This window comes from Streptomyces coeruleofuscus (genome assembly GCF_039532725.1).
Classification (GTDB): Bacteria; Actinomycetota; Actinomycetes; order Streptomycetales; family Streptomycetaceae; genus Streptomyces; species Streptomyces coeruleofuscus.
The window spans coordinates 238466-255597 of record NZ_BAAASE010000007.1; the positions used below are offsets into that span (position 1 = coordinate 238466).

At 71.4% G+C, this 17132-nt stretch carries 16 protein-coding genes; 9 read left to right on the forward strand and 7 right to left on the reverse strand.

Going from position 1 to position 17132, the window contains the following annotated elements; genetic code table 11:
• Nucleotides 1–100: 100 nt before the first annotated feature.
• Both ABFX81_RS27370 and ABFX81_RS27375 read right to left on the reverse strand, forming a co-directional pair.
• A complete protein-coding gene (locus tag ABFX81_RS27370; RefSeq protein ID WP_086847366.1) occupies nucleotides 101–580 on the reverse strand; it encodes an anthrone oxygenase family protein in 480 nt (159 codons plus the stop codon).
• A 476-nt stretch (nucleotides 581–1056) separates the two neighbouring features.
• Nucleotides 1057–1791 carry a DUF2293 domain-containing protein gene (locus ABFX81_RS27375; protein ID WP_086847368.1) on the reverse strand — a complete coding sequence of 245 codons (735 nt, stop codon included), beginning with the start codon at nucleotides 1789–1791 and terminating at the stop codon, nucleotides 1057–1059.
• A gap of 144 nt (nucleotides 1792–1935) precedes the next feature.
• Here ABFX81_RS27375 and ABFX81_RS27380 point away from each other — a divergent pair, with 144 nt between their 5' ends.
• Nucleotides 1936–2577 carry a nucleoside/nucleotide kinase family protein gene (locus ABFX81_RS27380; RefSeq protein WP_346138860.1) on the forward strand — a complete coding sequence of 214 codons (642 nt, stop codon included), beginning with the start codon at nucleotides 1936–1938 and terminating at the stop codon, nucleotides 2575–2577.
• A gap of 210 nt (nucleotides 2578–2787) precedes the next feature.
• Nucleotides 2788–3216: a CBS domain-containing protein gene (locus tag ABFX81_RS27385; RefSeq protein WP_086847370.1), complete on the forward strand. Its 429-nt coding sequence runs from the start codon at nucleotides 2788–2790 to the stop codon at nucleotides 3214–3216.
• A gap of 42 nt (nucleotides 3217–3258) precedes the next feature.
• Here the strand turns inward: ABFX81_RS27385 and ABFX81_RS27390 are convergent, their stop codons facing one another.
• Nucleotides 3259–4386 (reverse strand): CorA family divalent cation transporter, encoded by a 1128-nt coding sequence (locus ABFX81_RS27390; RefSeq protein ID WP_086847372.1) that lies wholly within the window; start codon nucleotides 4384–4386, stop codon nucleotides 3259–3261.
• A 284-nt stretch (nucleotides 4387–4670) separates the two neighbouring features.
• On the opposite strand from ABFX81_RS27390, the gene ABFX81_RS27395 reads away from it, so the two are divergent.
• Complete coding sequence (locus tag ABFX81_RS27395) at nucleotides 4671–5465, forward strand: methyltransferase domain-containing protein (RefSeq protein WP_086847375.1); 795 nt, start codon at nucleotides 4671–4673, stop codon at nucleotides 5463–5465.
• A gap of 24 nt (nucleotides 5466–5489) precedes the next feature.
• On the opposite strand, the gene ABFX81_RS27400 is transcribed toward ABFX81_RS27395, so the two are convergent.
• Together ABFX81_RS27400 and ABFX81_RS27405 are read right to left on the reverse strand one after the other, a co-directional pair.
• Complete coding sequence (locus tag ABFX81_RS27400; RefSeq protein ID WP_346138814.1) at nucleotides 5490–6395, reverse strand: carbohydrate kinase family protein; 906 nt, start codon at nucleotides 6393–6395, stop codon at nucleotides 5490–5492.
• Nucleotides 6396–6817: 422 nt separating this feature from the next.
• Nucleotides 6818–7723, reverse strand: a complete 906-nt coding sequence (locus ABFX81_RS27405) for a pseudouridine-5'-phosphate glycosidase (protein ID WP_086854874.1) — start codon at nucleotides 7721–7723, stop codon at nucleotides 6818–6820.
• Nucleotides 7724–7825: 102 nt separating this feature from the next.
• On the opposite strand from ABFX81_RS27405, the gene ABFX81_RS27410 reads away from it, so the two are divergent.
• Nucleotides 7826–8254 (forward strand): VOC family protein, encoded by a 429-nt coding sequence (locus tag ABFX81_RS27410; RefSeq protein ID WP_086854873.1) that lies wholly within the window; start codon nucleotides 7826–7828, stop codon nucleotides 8252–8254.
• A gap of 11 nt (nucleotides 8255–8265) precedes the next feature.
• Here the strand turns inward: ABFX81_RS27410 and ABFX81_RS27415 are convergent, their stop codons facing one another.
• Together ABFX81_RS27415 and ABFX81_RS27420 are read right to left on the reverse strand one after the other, a co-directional pair.
• Nucleotides 8266–8820 carry a methylated-DNA--[protein]-cysteine S-methyltransferase gene (locus ABFX81_RS27415; RefSeq protein WP_086854872.1) on the reverse strand — a complete coding sequence of 185 codons (555 nt, stop codon included), beginning with the start codon at nucleotides 8818–8820 and terminating at the stop codon, nucleotides 8266–8268.
• A 58-nt stretch (nucleotides 8821–8878) separates the two neighbouring features.
• On the reverse strand, nucleotides 8879–9748 hold the full coding sequence (locus ABFX81_RS27420; protein ID WP_086854871.1) for a glycerophosphodiester phosphodiesterase family protein: 870 nt from the start codon (nucleotides 9746–9748) through the stop codon (nucleotides 8879–8881).
• A 288-nt stretch (nucleotides 9749–10036) separates the two neighbouring features.
• On the opposite strand from ABFX81_RS27420, the gene ABFX81_RS27425 reads away from it, so the two are divergent.
• The 5 genes from ABFX81_RS27425 (at nucleotide 10037) to ABFX81_RS27445 (ending at nucleotide 17124) form a co-directional block, all read left to right on the forward strand.
• Complete coding sequence (locus ABFX81_RS27425) at nucleotides 10037–10903, forward strand: MHYT domain-containing protein (RefSeq protein ID WP_086854870.1); 867 nt, start codon at nucleotides 10037–10039, stop codon at nucleotides 10901–10903.
• Between the two features lie 40 nt (nucleotides 10904–10943).
• Nucleotides 10944–13088 carry an excinuclease ABC subunit UvrB gene (gene uvrB, locus ABFX81_RS27430; protein WP_086854869.1) on the forward strand — a complete coding sequence of 715 codons (2145 nt, stop codon included), beginning with the start codon at nucleotides 10944–10946 and terminating at the stop codon, nucleotides 13086–13088.
• A 138-nt stretch (nucleotides 13089–13226) separates the two neighbouring features.
• Nucleotides 13227–13805, forward strand: coding sequence for a TerD family protein (locus tag ABFX81_RS27435; RefSeq protein WP_059422155.1), 579 nt, complete (start codon nucleotides 13227–13229; stop codon nucleotides 13803–13805).
• A 75-nt stretch (nucleotides 13806–13880) separates the two neighbouring features.
• Nucleotides 13881–15899: a TerD family protein gene (locus ABFX81_RS27440; RefSeq protein ID WP_346138816.1), complete on the forward strand. Its 2019-nt coding sequence runs from the start codon at nucleotides 13881–13883 to the stop codon at nucleotides 15897–15899.
• Between the two features lie 223 nt (nucleotides 15900–16122).
• Nucleotides 16123–17124 carry a TerC/Alx family metal homeostasis membrane protein gene (locus ABFX81_RS27445; RefSeq protein WP_086854966.1) on the forward strand — a complete coding sequence of 334 codons (1002 nt, stop codon included), beginning with the start codon at nucleotides 16123–16125 and terminating at the stop codon, nucleotides 17122–17124.
• The last annotated feature ends 8 nt before the right edge of the window (nucleotides 17125–17132 follow it).

The window sequence follows — 17132 nt, forward strand, 5'->3', positions numbered from 1 at the left end:
TCGTCGGGCGGCACTCCTTCCGGCCACGATACGTCCGCGGCGGCCCACCCGCAGAGGCGGTCACGCGCGCGGAAGGGCGGGACAGCGTCTGCCGTCGTGCTCAGGTGAGTGCCAGCACGTACGCCACAGCCGCACCGGCCGACGCGGCCGTGCGGACGTGGTTCCACATCGTCCACTCGCGCACATAAACCGGCCAGTACGCGGCCGCCTCCGGCGAGCCCGGCTCCAGCCCGGCCAGCGCGTCGTTGCGCGGCACATTCGCGACCATGGTGAGCCCGAACGAGCCGAACAAGTACAGAGCGCTGCCCACCAGCAGCTCCACCGTCCCCTCGTCCGGCCACAGCACGAACGTCACCACGGCGATCACCGCGCACAGCACGGCCGACCCGAGGAACACGACCATGAAGGGCGGTGTCACGGCGGCCACGTTGATCGCGTTCATCGCGGCGGCCCCCTGCGCGGGCGGCAGCGTGGCGAGGCCCCGCATGACGAAGGTCGAGAAGCCACAGAACACCCCCGCCACCAGGCCGGTCCCGAGCACACCCAGCACCGTCAGCACGAAGTACGGTCCGTCGATCATGTCAGCCTCTCCCACCCGTTGAGCCGGGATCCTGCCCCGGCACCCTGCCTCACCACAAGCGAAATCCCGTACGAGCAGTGACCTGGCCGAGCGGCGCGGAACCGTACGTGTACGGCCACGGCCCACCGAGGGGCCGGCCAGGACTCGGCGGCCGCCTGGCACGCGAGCGCCACCGTACGGCCGACCGGCCGCGCCGCCGCGGCGACCTGCCGAGAGGAGCGAACCTCTGGCCGCATGTCGTGGCGACCTGCTGAGAGGAGCGAACCTCTGGCCGCATGTCGTGGCGACCTGCTGAGAGGAGCGAACCTCTGGCCGCATGTCGTGGCGACCTGCTGAGAGGAGCGAACCTCTGGCCGCATGTCGTGGCGACTGCCGAGGGGGGGCGAACCTCTGGCCGCATGTCGTGGCGATCGCCGTGCGGGCGAACAGCGGCCGCACCTCCGGCCCCGCGGTGCCGCAGCCGGCCCCGGACCGGGTCACCCGGTGGAACCGAGCCCCGCCTCGGTCCACCCCCTCAGCACCGTCTCCACCGCCGCCGCGATCCGCCGCCGCGTCTCGTGCCGCGGCACCCCGCTCATCAGCAGCCGGTCGTACGGCGTGTCCAGATGCCGTACGGACGCCACGACCGCCGAGGTCACCGCCCCCTCCGTCAGCGCCCGCCCGGCCGCGCTGCGGCCCACCCGCCCGCTGCCCCGCTCCGAGGCGTGCGCGGCGATGGCCCGCGCACGGTCGGCCGGGCATCCGGGGAACAGCCGCCGTATCTCCGCCGCGAACGCCTGAGCGAACAGGGCGTCCTGAGCCGACCGCCGCGTCGCGTCCCGCACGCGGCGCCGCCGTCGCGCCTCGGCGTCCGCCAGGCACCGCTGCTCGGCCCTCGCGAGTGCCGCCTCCTCGACCAGAACGCCCTGCCGCTCGTAACGGCTCTTGCGCCGATTGAACCGCACGACCACCGCCGACAGCGCGCTCTCCTCCCGCGATCTGCGCGTCAGCGCGGTGTCGCCGCTCGGCAGGAACACCAGGTGCCCCAGGTCGGCGCAGTCGAGGCAGCGCGGGACACCGTCCTCCAGGACCAGCAGCGGCAGCGGCCCTCGCCGGCACTCGGCGCAGTGCCGCCGCTTGAGGGGCTGGAAGACGAGAAGTCCGGTGTGGGACGGGAGCGTCGCGCGCGGGACCGTACGGGGTTCCGGGACCACAGGGGGTTCATGGACCATGGAGAGTTCATTCCCACCGTGGCGGCGCGCACCGCATCCGTCGGGGGAGACCCCGGCGATGCCGGCGCCTCTCGTTCTGCCGTGTCCTCCCCGGTGTCCGCGGCGCTCGCCGGCCTGACACGTCCTGCCGCGGCCTGGCGCATCATGGGCCGTGTGCGACTCGAAGCGATCACCTGGGACCGGCTCGGCGACCTGCTCGCCGAGCGCCTGCTCGAACTGAAGCCCGCCGATGGCAGTCCCTGGCCGCGCGTCGCCTTCGACGGCGCCCCGGCCGCCCGCCCGGGAGACCTCGCCCGGCGTGTCTCCGAGGCGCTGCGCATACGCGGCCGTTCCTCGCTCGTCGTGGGCACGGAGGACTTCCTGCGCCCCGCCTCCGTGCGACTGGAGTACGGTCACCGGGACGTGGAGTCCTACTACAGCGGCTGGTACGACACCAACGCCCTGTGGCGCGAGGTGTTCGGCCCCCTCGAAGCCGGCGGCGACGGCCGCGTCCTGCCGGACCTGTGGGACCCCGCCGCCGACCGGGCCACCCGCAGCCCCTATGCTCAACTCCCGCCTGGCGGTGTGCTGTTGCTGCACGGGCCCTTCCTCCTTCGGCACTGGTTCCCCTTCGATCTGAGCGTTCATGTCCTGCTCTCCCCGGGCGCCCTGCGCCGCCGCACGCCCGAGGCCGAGCACTGGACCCTGCCGGCCTTCGAGCGCTACGGGCAGGAGACCGACCCGGCGGGCACGGCCGACGTCCTGGTACGGGCCGATGATCCGCGCCATCCGGCGTGGGGCGGCTGAGCCGCTGCCGGGTCGCATCCCGATGCTGGTCCGGCTGCCCGCGGGCCCGATGCTGGTCCGGCTGCCCGCGGGCCCGGTGCCGGTACGGCTGCCCGCGGGCCCGGGGCGCTGTCCGTGTGCGGGCGCCGGGTGACGCGGCGAGAATGAAGGGCGCCGGGACTCGCGGTGCCTCCCGCGCCGCGCCGGCCGTCCGGCACCGGGAGGTACTTCATGACCACCGCCGGAGACATCATGCACCGCGGCGCCCAGTGGATCCCCGCCCACGAAACCCTCGACCGCGCGGCCCAGCTCATGCGCGAACTGAACGTCGGCGCCCTGCCCATCAGCGACGAGAACGAGCGGCTGTGCGGCATCCTCACCGACCGCGACATCGTCGTCGGCTGCGTCGCCCTGGGCCACGACCCCGCCCAGGTCACCGCGGGCGAGATGGCCAAGGGAACCCCTCGCTGGATCGACGCGGACGCCGATGTCCGCGAGGTGCTCCACGAGATGCAGGAGCACCAGATCCGCCGCCTGCCCGTCATCCGGGACAAGCGCCTGGTCGGCATGATCAGCGAAGCCGACCTGGCCCGGCACCTGGCGGGCGACCAGATCGCCTCCTGGGCCGAGAGCGTCTACGCCAGGACCACCCCGCGCTGACCGCGCATCACCCCGCCCCGATCGCGCGGGGCACGGCCCTCGTCAGAGCCAGCCGCTGCGCCGGAACCCCCGGTACAGCGTCAGGCACGCGACGGATATGACGCCGATGACCATGCCGTAGCCGTACCGCCAGTGCAGCTCCGGCATGTGGTCGAAGTTCATGCCGTACACGCCGCAGACCATCGTCGGCACGGCGATGATCGCGGCCCACGCCGTGATCTTCCGCATGTCCTCGTTCTGCGCGACCGTGACCTGCGCGAGGTGAGCCTGGAGGATCGAGTTGAGCAGTTCGTCGAAGGCGGCGATCTGCTCCTTCGCCCGCAGCAGGTGGTCCGAGACGTCGCGGAAGTAGGCCTGTATCTCCGGGTCGACCGCCCGGATGGGACGCGTGGCGAGATCCTCCAGCGGCCGGCTGAGCGGGGCCACCGCCCGCTTCAGTTCGAGGAGTTCACGCTTGAGCTGGTAGATGCGCCCCGGGTCCACCCGCGCGCCGGTCTCCGCGAACACCTCCGTCTCGACCTGGTCGATGTCCGCGTGCACCGAGTCCGTGACGGTCAGGTAGTCGTCCACCACATGGTCCGCGATCGCGTGCAGCACCGCGGACGGGCCTTTCGCCAGTTGGTGGGGATCGGACTCCAGTTCCTCGCGCAGCGGGCCCAGCGAGCCGTGCCGGCCGTGCCGCACGGTGATCACGAAGTCCTTGCCGACGAAGACCATGATCTCGCCGGTGTTCACCACCTCGCTGGTGGCCGTGAGTTCTTCGTGTTCGACGTAGCAGACCGTTTTGAACACCGCGAAGAGCGTCTCGTCGTAGCGCTCCAGCTTGGGGCGCTGGTGGGCCTCGACGGCGTCCTCCACGGCCAGGGGGTGCAGGTCGAAGAGCTCGGCGATGCCCGCGAACTCCCGGTCGGTCGGCTCGTGCAGGCCGAGCCAGACGAAGCCCTCGCCCTTCTTGCGCACCGACTGCACGGCGTCCACCAGATCGCCGCGCGCAGCGGTGCGGACACCGTCCCGGTACGTCACGCAGTTCACCACCGAGGAGCCCAGCGGGGAGCGGGCCGGGTGACTCAGGTCGACGCGCGGGCGCCGCCGAGCCAGCCGAGCCACCTTGCGGAGGCCGCCGACCCCGCCGAGGCTCGTGACCTTCCGCAGATTCCCTGCCATGGACATCTGCATCTCCTTGCGTGGAGCTCCGCGCGCCGTCCCGCGCCTTGATTCGTCAGTCTGCCAGGCCGACGTGAGCTGCGAGTAAGCCTGTGGAAACGGCTGGTTCCGCTTTGTTCCCGGCTGTGGACGAGGTTGTTCCCGGCCGGAACAGCGGACTCCCGCGGAGTCCGTCGCCCTGAGACATCGACGTGTGCTGGAGCCATGCGGTTCTCCGTACGTGAGCGTCGACTCTCCGTGCCGGAGCGTCGACCGTCGCGGACAAGTCGGACAACTGGGATGATCGCGGCATGACGCGAACCGATGGGTACCTCCTCGACAACCGGCAGACCGAGGCGGCAGAGCACTTCAGCGCCTTCGCCGCTCTCTTCGACCCCACGACGTTCCGGCATCTCGAAGCGCTCGGCATCGGATCAGGCTGGCGGTGCTGGGAGGTCGGAGCCGGCGGCACCTCCGTGGTGTCCTGGCTGGCGAAGAAGGTCGGTCCGACCGGACGCGTCGTCGCGACCGCCACCGACACCTCACGGATCGCCCCCGCTGCCCGGCAGCCCGTCGAGGTGCGCGTGCACGACCTCGGCGTCCAGGAGCCGCCGGGAGAGGGCTTCGACCTGGTGCACGCCCGTCTCGCCCTCGTCCACGTGCCCGACCGGGCACAGGCGTTGCGGTCCATGGTCCAGGCGCTGCGCCCCGGCGGGCGCATCCTGGTCGAGGACGCCGACCCCACCCTTCAGCCGCTGCTCTGCCCCGACGAGTACGGCCCCGAGCAGCAGCTCGCGAACCGGCTGCGGCACGGCTTCCGCAGGCTCCTCGCCGACCGCGGGACCGACCTCCCCTGCGGCCGCATCCTCCCGCGGCTGCTCCGGGAGGCCGGCCTGACCCGCGTGCACGCCGACGCCTACTTCCCCGTCGGCTCGCCGGCCTGCGCCGCCCTGGAGTCCGTCACGATCCGTCAGATCCGCGACCAGCTGGTCACCGCGGGCCTCGCCACGGACCAGGACATCGACCGGCATCTCGCCAACGTCACGTCCGGTGTCCTGGACCTGACGACGGCTCCCATGATCTCGGCGTGGGGGCGCAAGCCGTAGCCAGGGCGCGCCGGCCATCGGGCATCAACCGGGCAGGGGCGGCCTGCCGCCCACCCGTTCCACCGCCCTCGCACCAGCCCGGCAGCCCTCCGCCGCCGCCTCCTCCGGCCCGGCACCCGCGAGCAGGGCGGCGAGGAACGCGCCGGTGAAGGCGTCACCGGCGCCCGTGGTGTCCCGCGGCGTCGCCGGTACGACGGGGACGCGGGCGCACACCTTGCCCGAGCGGGCCACGAGCGCCCCCTCGTGCCCCTGCTTGGCGACCACCAGCGGGACACGCAGGCTCAGCTCCGCCGCCGCGTCGGCCGCGTCGGTCAGCCCCGTCAGCAGACACGCCTCGTCCCGGCTGGGCAGCAGCACGTCCACGCCCTCGACGAGCGCGAGGAACCGCCCGGCGCCCAGCTCCCCGAGAAAACCGGCCGACGCGGGGTCCAGACTCACCGGCACGCCACGCGCGCGTGCGGCTTCGAGAGCCACCGTCACCAGGGCGCGACTCGGTTCGGAGAACAGGAGGTAGCCCGACAGGTGCAGCCGGGCCACGCCGTCGAGCAGGTTGTCGGACCAGTCGGCGGGTTCGAGCCGCAGCGACGCGCCGCTGTCGGTGAGGAACGTCCGCTCCGCCGAAGCGCCCCCGTCCACCAGGCAGATCACCGTGCCGGTCGGCGCCTGCGGGTCGACGACGAGTCGCGGACGCACGCCGTGGGCCACCAGCTCACGCTCGTGCCAGGCAGCGGCCTCCGCCCCCACCCGCCCGAGCAGCCGCACCTCCGCCGCGCCCCCGTGCGCGGCCCAGCACGCCACGTTGGCGCCCGCCCCGCCCGGCACCGTCCGGATCGAGGCAGCCGTGTCCGTACCTGCCGCGAGCGGTCCCTCGTGCCGCGCGACGACGTCCGTGATGACGTCCCCGACGACCAGGAGCGCGCCGCCGTCCACCGAGCGCGGGGTGACTTCCGCTGGGGCGGTCCTGCTCTCTGTCGAGCTCGGCGTGACCTCTGCTGGGGTGCTTTTGCTCTCTGTCGAGGCCGGCGTGACCTCTGCCGGCGCGGTTCTGCTCTTCGCCGAGGCCGCTGCGCTCTTCGCCGGGCCGGTTCCACCCGCCGCCGAGCCCGGCGTGACCTCCGCCGGGCCGGTTCCACCCCCCGCAGAGCGCGGCCCGCTTTCTGCCGAGACCGCCGCCACCTCGGATGGCCCGACTGCGCCGTTCGCAGAGCCTGCCCCGCTCTCCGCCGAGCCGGCTGCCATGTCCGTCGGTCGGGCTCCGCTCTCCGCCGAGCCCACCGCCCCCTCAGTTGGCCCGGCTGCGCCCTCCGCCGAGCAGGCTCTGCCCACCGCACCGCGGTCGCCCCCGGTGCCGGTCATCCCCGTGCCCAGGCCGCCGCGATCCGTGCCGCCAGGCGTACGTTGCCGCGGACCGCCGCCAGATTGGCGCTCAGGGAGGCGCCGTCGGTGTGCCGCACCAGGTAGTCGAGCAGGAACGGTGTGACCGCCTGGCCGGTGATCCCCTCCTCCTCGCACGCGTGCAGCGCGTCCGCGAGCACGCGCGCGTGCAGCTCCGGATCGAGCTGCTCATCCTCGGGCACGGGGTTGGCGACGATCAGTGCCGACTCCGGCCCGGCGAGGGCGTCCTGGGCCCGCATGACGCCCGCCACCTGCTCCGGCGTCCGCAGCGTCCAGTCCACCGGATGCCCCGAGTCGGACAGATAGAAGCCGGGGAACCGGTCGGTGCCGTACCCGGCGACCGCGACACCCAGCGTCTCCAGCCGCTGCAAGGTCGCCGGGACGTCCAGGATCGACTTCACCCCGGCACACACCACGGTGATCCGCGTCCGCGCCAGCAGCCCCAGGTCGGCCGACTCGTCCTGCGTCACCGTCCACTCCCGGTGCACCCCGCCGAGCCCACCCGTCGCGAACACGCGTACGCCCGCCAGCGCCGCCAGCAGCGCCGTCGCCGACACCGTGGTCGCCCCGCTGGCCCCGGAGGCCGTCGCGAGCGGCAGGTCGCGGTGGCCCAGCTTGCGGATGCCGTCCTCGTTCGCGACCCGCTCCAGCTGTTCCTTGTCCAGCCCGACATGGGGCCGCCCGTCCAGCACGGCGATCGTCGCGGGCACCGCGCCCTCCTGCCGCACGGCCGTCTCCAGCTCCAGCGCCACCTGGAGGTTGCGCGGCCGCGGCAGCCCGTGGGCGATGATCGTGGACTCCAGGGCCACCACGGGACGACGCGCGTCGATCGCCTCCCGCACTTCTTCTGACACCACCAGCACCACGCGCCTGCCTCCTGTCGGTCGGTCTTCCCTCATCTCTGGCGGGCGGCGCGCCGGGCCAAACCCTTGCGGGCTGTCGGCGACGTCACCAGCCTGGGATGCATGACGGACAACACACCACGACTCGACCACGTCGTCCTCTGGGTGCGCGACCCGGTCGCCGCCGCCGACTTCTACGAGAAGGCCGTCGGCCTGGAGACGATCAGGCTCACCGAGTTCACCGCCGGTGAGGTGTCGTTCCCCTCCGTACGCGTCAACGACGAGACCATCCTCGACCTCATGCCGCTGACCTTCGCGGAACGCATGACGATGCTGCCCGGCGCCGCCGACAGCGCGGGGCACCCCGTCAACCACGTCTGCCTGTCACTGCCCCGGGGCGACTTCGACACCCTTCTCAGCCGCCTGGAGGAACGCTCCGTACCGGTGTCGGACCTCTCGTACGACTCCTTCGGAGCCCGGGGCAAGGCCACGCGCAGCTTCTACTTCCGCGACCCGGACGGCAACGTCTTCGAGGCGCGGCACTACGACTGACCAGGCCGGCTTCAGAACAGCGGCTCCGGCAGCACCCCTTCGAGGGCGAGCAGCTTCCGTTTGGTCTCCAGCCCGCCCCCGAAGCCGCCGATGCCGCCGCCGCTCTCGACGACCCGGTGACAGGGCACCACCACCGGCAGCGGGTTTGCGCCCATCGCCATGCCCACGGCCTGGGCGGCGCCCGGCTGGCCGACCCGCCCGGCCAGATCGCCGTACCCGACGACCGTGCCGTACGGCACACCGGATGCCAGCTCGCGCAGGACCTCCCGGTTGAAGCCGGAGATCAGCGACCAGTCCAGCGGCAGGTCGAAGTCCCGGCGCTCACCCGCGAAGTAGGCCTCCACCTGACGTATCGCCTCGGTCAGCAGCGGGGAGCCGGGCGCCTCGACGGGCTCAGTGCCGAGCCGTGACGCCAGCCGCTCGACCGCCCGGTCCCGCACCGCGTCCGTGGCGTGGAACACCACGCTGACCAGGCCCTCGCGGGTCGCCGCCAGCAGCAGCGGGCCGATGTCGCTGTCGACGACGCCCCACACGACCCGCTGCTCACCCTGCCCATGGCTGTCCATGCGCCCACCGTACGACCCACCACTGACAACGCCGCCCCAGCCGGACGGACCGCCCGCCTCACCCGTCCACGGCCTCCCGCACCACATCCGGCTTGTTCGTGATGATCCCGTCGACCCCGTACCCGGCGACCCGCTGGGCCGTCGCCGCGTCGTCGACCGTCCAGGTGAAGACCTCCAGCGGCCTGCCGTGCGGTCCGGTGAACGCCTGGACGGAGGCCACGTACGCCGTGGAGAGCGAGCCGTACGACGGATTGATCTGATCGGCGAAACCGGCGTAGCCCGGCAGGTCCGACACGGGCGGAGTGCCCAGGAAGCCGGTCTTCACGGCGGGCTTCAGCTCGTGCACCGTCCGCACGCTGTCCGCGCTGAAGCTCTGCACGATCAGCCGGCCCGCCAGATGCGACCGGTCCAGCCAGCCCTCGTTGCTGAGGACCTTGAGCGTCTGCCGCTCGATGCCCGGATACAGCTCCGGGTTCTTGATCTCCAGGAGCAGCTTCTGGTGATGGCGCTCGACGCGGTCCACGAACTGCTCCAGCGTCGGCACGCGCGCGCCCGCGTACGCGGGGCCGAACCAGCTGCCCGCGTCGAGGCGGGCGATCTCGGCGGCGGTGAAGTCCCTCACCTTCCAGGGAGCCCGGTCGGGGTAGACCTCCTCGACGTCGGTGGTGCGCCGCAGGTTGTCGTCGTGGAGGACGACGAGCTCACCGTCCCTGGTCCGCTGCACGTCGTTCTCCACCCAGCGGATGCCCAGTTCGGCCGCCTTGTCCACGGCGGCGAGGGTGTTCTCGGGCGCGTACGCGGAGGCCCCCCGGTGCGCGATGACCAGCGGCCCACCGCCGCCGCCGGCCCGCGCCGGGGAGGCGGGGAAGAGGAGAGCGGCGGTCCCCAGGAGCGCGGTGGTCGAGGCGGCAACAGCGCGCGCGTGCATACGTACTCCTCGCGTCGAGCGATCACGGCGTCACAGACAGCTCAACTGTGACAGCAGAGGGTCAACGCGAGAGGGGTGCAGGATGACCACAGGTTGAATGGAGGGGACCCAACTCTGCTCACGGGTACCGCACAACTGCGGCAAGGGCGTGTTTCTTTGCCGGAAAGTCGTTCGACCATTCCGGTGGGGGTCATACTCTCTGCGTCCACCCTGACCGCTGCCTGCGGTCCTGTGAGGGGGCGTACATCAGGAATTCCGGGACGCAAAGGGCGGGAAGGACAGCCGCGCATGCAGGGCACGGTCGACGGATTCAGCTACGGCCTGGTCACACCCCTGGTGGCCTACCTCATGGCCTGCCTCGGCGGCGCCCTGGGCCTGCGCTGCACCACCAGGTCCATGCTCGTCGCCCAGTCCTGGCGCCCCGGCTGGCTCGCCCTCGGCTCGGCCGCCATCGGCTCCGGCATATGGACCATGCACTTCATCGCGATGATGGGGTTCACGATCCGCGGGACCCCGATCCACTACGACCTGCCGATGACCTTCGCGAGCCTGGCCGTCGCGATCGTGATGGTGGGTATCGGGATCTTCATCGTCGGCTACAAGGGAGCCCGGGGAACGGCCCTGTTCACCGGCGGCACCATCACCGGCCTGGGCATCGCGTCGATGCACTACCTCGGCATGGCCAGCATGAGCCTGGACGGGAAGCTGGAGTACAACACGCTCACCGTCGGCATCTCCGTGGCGATCGCCATGGCCGCCGCCACCGCCGCACTGTGGGCGGCCGGCCAGGTCAGGGGCCTCCTGTGGAGCGTGGGCGCCAGCCTCGTCATGGGACTCGCCGTCAGCGGCATGCACTACACCGGGATGGCCGCCCTCAGCGTCCACCTGCACGGCACGGCCGAACCCACCGCGGGGGAGTCGCCGGCGGCCCTGCTCGCGCCCATGCTGATCGGCCCGCTCGCCTTCCTCCTCCTCGCGGGCGTCGTGGTGATGTTCGACCCGCTGATGGTCATGGGGAAGCCCTCGGTCGTCGCCGTCGAGCAGAGGCCCGGCATCCCGGCCCACACCCACACCGCCCACAACCCGCAGCGCCTGCGGCTCCGCGCCCGCCGCACCGTGGACCACCGCGGCCCCCGAACCCCGCAGAACCGCTGATCGGAGCCCGTTGTCAGTGCGGGGTCGTACGGTGGATCCCATGCGGCCCGTTTCCCACATCGAACGCACGGTGGCGCCCTTCGAGGTCGTCAGCCCCTACCAGCCGAGCGGCGACCAGCCGACGGCCATCGCCGAACTCGCCCAGCGCATCCAGGCAGGCGAGAAGGACGTCGTCCTGCTGGGCGCGACCGGCACCGGCAAGTCCGCCACCACCGCGTGGATGATCGAGAAGCTCCAGCGCCCCACGCTCGTGATGGCACCGAACAAGACGCTGGCCGCCCAGCTGGCGAACGAGTTCCGAGAGCTGCTCCCGAACAACGCGGTCGAGTACTTCGTCTCGTACTACGACTACTACCAGCCCGAGGCCTACGTCCCGCAGTCGGACACCTACATCGAGAAGGACTCCTCGATCAACGAGGAGGTCGAGCGCCTGCGCCACTCCGCGACCAACTCGCTGCTCACCCGCCGCGACGTCGTCGTGGTCGCCTCGGTCTCCTGCATCTACGGCCTCGGTACGCCACAGGAGTACGTGGACCGCATGGTCCCCCTCCGCGTCGGCGAGGAGCACGACCGCGACGAGCTGCTGCGCCGCTTCGTGGACATCCAGTACACGCGCAACGACATGGCCTTCAGCCGCGGCACCTTCCGCGTCCGGGGCGACACCATCGAGATCTTCCCGGTCTACGAGGAGCTGGCCGTCCGCATCGAGATGTTCGGCGACGAGATCGAGGCGCTGTCCACGCTGCACCCGGTCACCGGCGAGATCATCAGCGACGACCAGCAGCTGTACGTCTTCCCGGCCTCCCACTACGTCGCAGGGCCCGAGCGCCTGGAGCGGGCCATCAACGACATCGAGAAGGAGCTGGGCGAGCGCCTCGCCGAGCTGGAGAAGCAGGGCAAGCTCCTGGAGGCCCAGCGCCTCCGGATGCGCACGACCTACGACATCGAGATGCTCCGCCAGATCGGCTCCTGCTCCGGCGTGGAGAACTACTCGATGCACTTCGACGGCCGCCTGCCCGGCTCCCCGCCCAACACCCTGCTGGACTACTTCCCGGACGACTTCCTCCTCGTCATCGACGAGTCGCACGTCACGGTCCCGCAGATCGGCGCCATGTACGAGGGCGACGCCTCCCGCAAGCGCACTCTCGTCGACCACGGCTTCCGGCTGCCCTCCGCCCTGGACAACCGCCCGCTGAAGTGGGAGGAGTTCCAGGAGCGCATCGGCCAGACGGTCTACCTGTCGGCGACCCCGGGCGCCTACGAGCTCTCCCGCTCGGACGGAGTCGTCGAGCAGATCATCCGGCCCACCGGCCTCGTCGATCCGGAAGTCGTCGTCAAGCCCACCGAGGGCCAGATCGACGACCTGGTGCACGAGATCCGGCAGCGCACCGAGAAGGACGAGCGCGTCCTGGTCACCACGCTCACCAAGAAGATGGCCGAGGACCTCACGGACTACTTCCTGGAGCTGGGCATCCAGGTGCGCTACCTGCACAGCGACGTCGACACCCTGCGCCGTGTCGAACTCCTGCGTGAGCTGCGCGCCGGCGAGTACGACGTGCTGGTCGGCATCAACCTCCTGCGGGAGGGCCTCGACCTGCCCGAGGTGTCCCTGGTGGCGATCCTGGACGCCGACAAGGAGGGCTTCCTGCGCTCCGGCACCTCCCTGATCCAGACCATCGGCCGCGCCGCGCGCAACGTCTCCGGTCAGGTCCACATGTACGCGGACAAGACCACCCCGGCGATGGCGAAGGCCATCGACGAGACCAACCGGCGCCGGGAGAAGCAGGTCGCGTACAACCAGGAGCGGGGCCTGGACCCCCAGCCCCTCCGCAAGAAGATCAACGACATCGTCGCCCAGATCGCCCGTGAGGACATCGACACCGAGCAGCTGCTCGGCTCGGGCTTCCGCAAGGCGAAGAAGGACGGCGGGGCAACCAAGGCGCCCGTGCCCTCCCTGAGCAGGGCGGCCGAGAGCGCCAAGCCGGGCAAGGGCAGGGGCAAGGCCAAGGAGACGGTGCCGACCGACCGCCCCGCGGCCGAACTCAGCGAGCAGATCGAGGAACTCACCGCACGCATGCGGGCCGCCGCCGCGGATCTCCAGTTCGAGATCGCCGCCCGGCTGCGCGACGAGGTCTCGGAGATGAAGAAGGAACTGCGCCAGATGAAGGAGGCAGGCCTGGCCTGACAGCGGACCGCGTACGCGCAGTGTTGCAAGACCGACACAAAGTGCGGACCGGGGTACGTCACTGTCAGTGCTCCTGCGTAGTGTTCGGATCAACCGCGACTGCGCGGCAACAGGGGACGTCCGAGAGGGGATCAGCGCGTGACCGTCAACATGACCAAGGGTCAGGCCATCAGTCTGCAGAAGAACGACGGCGGCAGCCTGACCGCGGTGCGCATGGGTCTCGGCTGGCAGGCGGCTCCCCGGCGCGGCCTGTTCGGCTCGCGTACGCGAGAGGTCGACCTCGACGCGTCGGCCGTTCTGTTCGCCGACAAGCAGCCGGTCGACGTCGTCTTCTTCCGCCACCTGGTGAGCGACGACGGCTCGGTGCGCCACACCGGCGACAACCTCGTCGGCGGTGTCGGCCAGGGCGGCGACGACGAGGCGATCCTCGTCGACCTGTCGCGCGTCCCGGTCCACATCGACCAGATCGTCTTCACCGTGAACTCCTTCACGGGCCAGACGTTCCAGGAGGTGCAGAACGCGTTCTGCCGCCTGGTCGACGAGACCAACGGCCAGGAGCTCGCCCGCTACACGCTGGCCGGCGGCGGCCAGTACACGGCCCAGATCATGGCCAAGGTGCACCGTTCGGGCCCGGGCTGGACGCTGACGGCCCTCGGCAACCCGGCCAACGGCCGTACCTTCCAGGACCTGATGCCGGCGATCCTGCCGGTCCTCTGAGGCTTTGGGGCGTACCGGCCGGGGCGGGCCGGTAGCGGCACACGACACCACACAGCGACACGGGGGGAGAAGGCGATGACGGCCGAGCTGGTGCGGGGGCAGAACCACCCGCTCTCCCAGGCCCGTCTCGAGATCCGGGTCTCGGCCGGTACGCCGATCGTGGCCGCGGCCGCGCTCAGTGACGAGAACGGCCGGATCCACGGCGTGGAGTGGGTCGCCCATCCGGGCGCACCCACCCAGCCGGGCCTCGAGGTCTCCCGGCAGGCCGCCGCCGACCATCGTCTGGCGGTCGATCTGGACGCCGTGCCGGAGGCCGTCCACCGTGTCGGCGTGCTGCTCGCCCTGCCCGCCGCCGGGGCGGGCCCTGTCCGCTTCGGTGCCGTGGCCGCCCCGTTCGTCGCCGTGACCGGCCTCGACGGGGCCGAGATCGCCAGCTACACCATCACCGGCCTGGAAGCCGAGTTGGCGGTCGTCGCCCTGGAGCTCTACCGCCGGCAGGGCGCCTGGAAGGTGCGCGCTGTCGGCCAGGGCTACGCTGGCGGCCTCGCCGAACTCCTCACCGACCAGGGGCTGCCCCAGGCCCACCAGCTCGCCGGCGGCATCGACGACGCGGTGGCAAAGGGACTGGCCCGCTCGGTGCAGGCGCCTCCGCCGCGCACGGCGGACGGCGACCGCTCCCGGCAGGCGGCGGCCCCGGCCCTCGGCCCGGACCAGGGCGGCAGCGCTCCTCAGCCGGGCCAGGCACCACCGACGTCCCCGTACGGCGGGCAGGCGCCCGGCGGGCCGGGGCAGCCCGCGCCGCAGACGCCGTCGTATCCCGGCCCGGCGCCGGACCCCGACGCCGTCACCCAGTCGTCCACGCCCACCGCGGGCGGCCCGGTCGACTACAGCCACCCGCGCCGCCAGAACGCCGCTCCGCCCCCGCCGCCGCCCACCGCACCCCCGGCCGCACCCGGGCAGCCCGCCCGGCCCGTCGCGGGCGACGCGACCGGTTGGTCCATGGACGAGCGGCTCTACAACCAGGTGTGGGGCATGTTCGAGGACCTGGCCCGCAGCACCGCCGCCTACCGCAGCGCCGTCGACTTCGCCGAGTCCCGCATGGACAAGGAGCTCGAACAGGTCCTGTCCGACCCGCGCAGCCGGATCGGCGGACAGGGGGACGCCGCCCGCGAGGCGGCCCGCGCCCGGCACGCCCAGCTCGTCGCCCAGGCCGCCGAGGCCCTCGACCGGGACCTCGCCCAGCTCACGGCCGAGGCCGAGGTCGTCGAACCGGCCCTCCCGCCGGCGTACGCCCGCTGGGACAGCCCCGTCTGGCACGACTACCGGGTGCCGATGGAGATCCCCATGGCCCTGCGCCTGGGCGACCTCCATCTCCCCGAGGCCGACGGCATCCGCATCCCGATGCTGGTCCGGTTGCCGCTGGAGCGCGGCCTGTGGATCGACAGCAGCCGGACCGGATCGTCCGACGCCTCGTTCGAGGACTCGCACGCCCTGGGGCGTCTCGCCATGGAGACGGCGGTCGCGCACGCGGCGCGGCTGCTCGCCGTCTACCCGGCGGGGGAGTTCACCGTCCACGTCATCGACCCGGCCGGCTCCGGCGCGCAGCCGCTCGCACCCCTCGTGCGGACCGGTGTCCTCGCGGCCCCGCCCGCGCTCGGCGCCGCAGGGGTGGCGGACGTGCTGGCCCGGCTCACGCAGAGGGTGGACCTGGTGCAGATGGCGGTGCGGGGAGGCGCCGCCGACTCCCTGCCGCCCGGTTTCGACACCTCACAGCAACTGCTGATCGTCAACGACTTCCCGCACGGCTTCGACGACCGGGCCGTGAACCAGCTGCGCTATCTCGCCGACGAGGGTCCCGCCTTCGGCGTCCACCTGATGATGGTGGCCGACCGCGAGGAGTCCTCCGGGTACGGGCCTTTGCTCGACCCGCTGTGGCGTTCGCTGCTGCGACTGGCACCGGTGCCCGACGATCATCTCGCCGACCCGTGGGTCGGTCATGCCTGGACGTACGAGCCCTCGCTCGTGCCGCCGGGCAGTCAGGTCCTCCAGCAGGTGCTCGCCCAGGTCGCGGCCGCCCGCACCAAGTATGTGTAAAGTCGCCTGACCAGGGGTTTTGGTCTTTCTTTTGCCAAGTGCTTTACCTGCTCTTGGTGATTGCGGTACTGTTATCGGCACGGAGGGGAGTACTCCCTGTCTGCTGCGGCGTACCCGTCAATACGGATCAGGCCAGATCCCGGGGCGTCGGCCCATCGTTGGGTGGAAGAGACCTCCGGCAGCGACGACGCTGACATTTGCCGTTACGACTGCCGGAGGCGCAGTGGATGTTTCCGTGACCCTATGGGTCCTGACGATCGTGGGGCTCGCAGCCCTGATCGCGGTCGACTTCTTCATCGGCCGCAAGCCGCACGACGTATCGATCAAGGAAGCCGGGATCTGGACGGTCGTCTGGATCGTTCTGGCCGCGCTCTTCGGGCTCGGCCTGTTCATGTTCGGCGGCGGCCAGCCCGCCGGCGAGTTCTTCGCGGGCTTCATCACCGAGAAGTCGCTGAGCGTCGACAACCTCTTCGTCTTCGTCCTGATCATGGCGAAGTTCGCGGTGCCCTCGCAGTACCAGCAGCGCGTACTCCTGATCGGTGTCCTCATAGCCCTGGTCCTGCGGGCCATCTTCATCGCCGCGGGCGCCGCGATCCTCGCCAGCTTCTCGTGGGTCTTCTACCTCTTCGGCGCCTTCCTGATCTGGACCGCCTGGAAGCTGATCCAGGAGGCCCGGGCGGAAGAGCAGGACGAGGAGTTCGAGGAGAACAAGCTGCTCAAGGCCGTCGAGCGCCGCTTCGGTGTGGCCGACCGCTACCACGGCACCAAGCTGTGGATCCAGGAGAACGGCAAGCGGGTCATGACCCCGATGCTGGTCGTGATGCTCGCGATCGGCTCCACGGACGTGCTGTTCGCGCTCGACTCGATCCCGGCGATCTTCGGCCTGACGCAGGACCCGTACATCGTCTTCACGGCCAACGCGTTCGCCCTGATGGGTCTGCGCCAGCTGTACTTCCTCATCGGCGGCCTGCTGAAGAGGCTGGTCCACCTCAGCTACGGCCTGTCGATCATCCTGGGCTTCATCGGCGTGAAGCTGGTGCTGCACGCGCTCCACGAGTCCGGGGTGCACGTCCCCGAGATCAGCATTCCGGTCTCGCTCGGCGTGATCTGCGCCGTCCTGATCGTCACCACGATCACCAGCCTGCGGGCTTCGAAGAAGCAGGCGGCGGCCGAGGCGGCGCAGGCGCAGAGCGGAGGCGCTCCGAAGGACAGCATCGACGTCTGACCACGTCG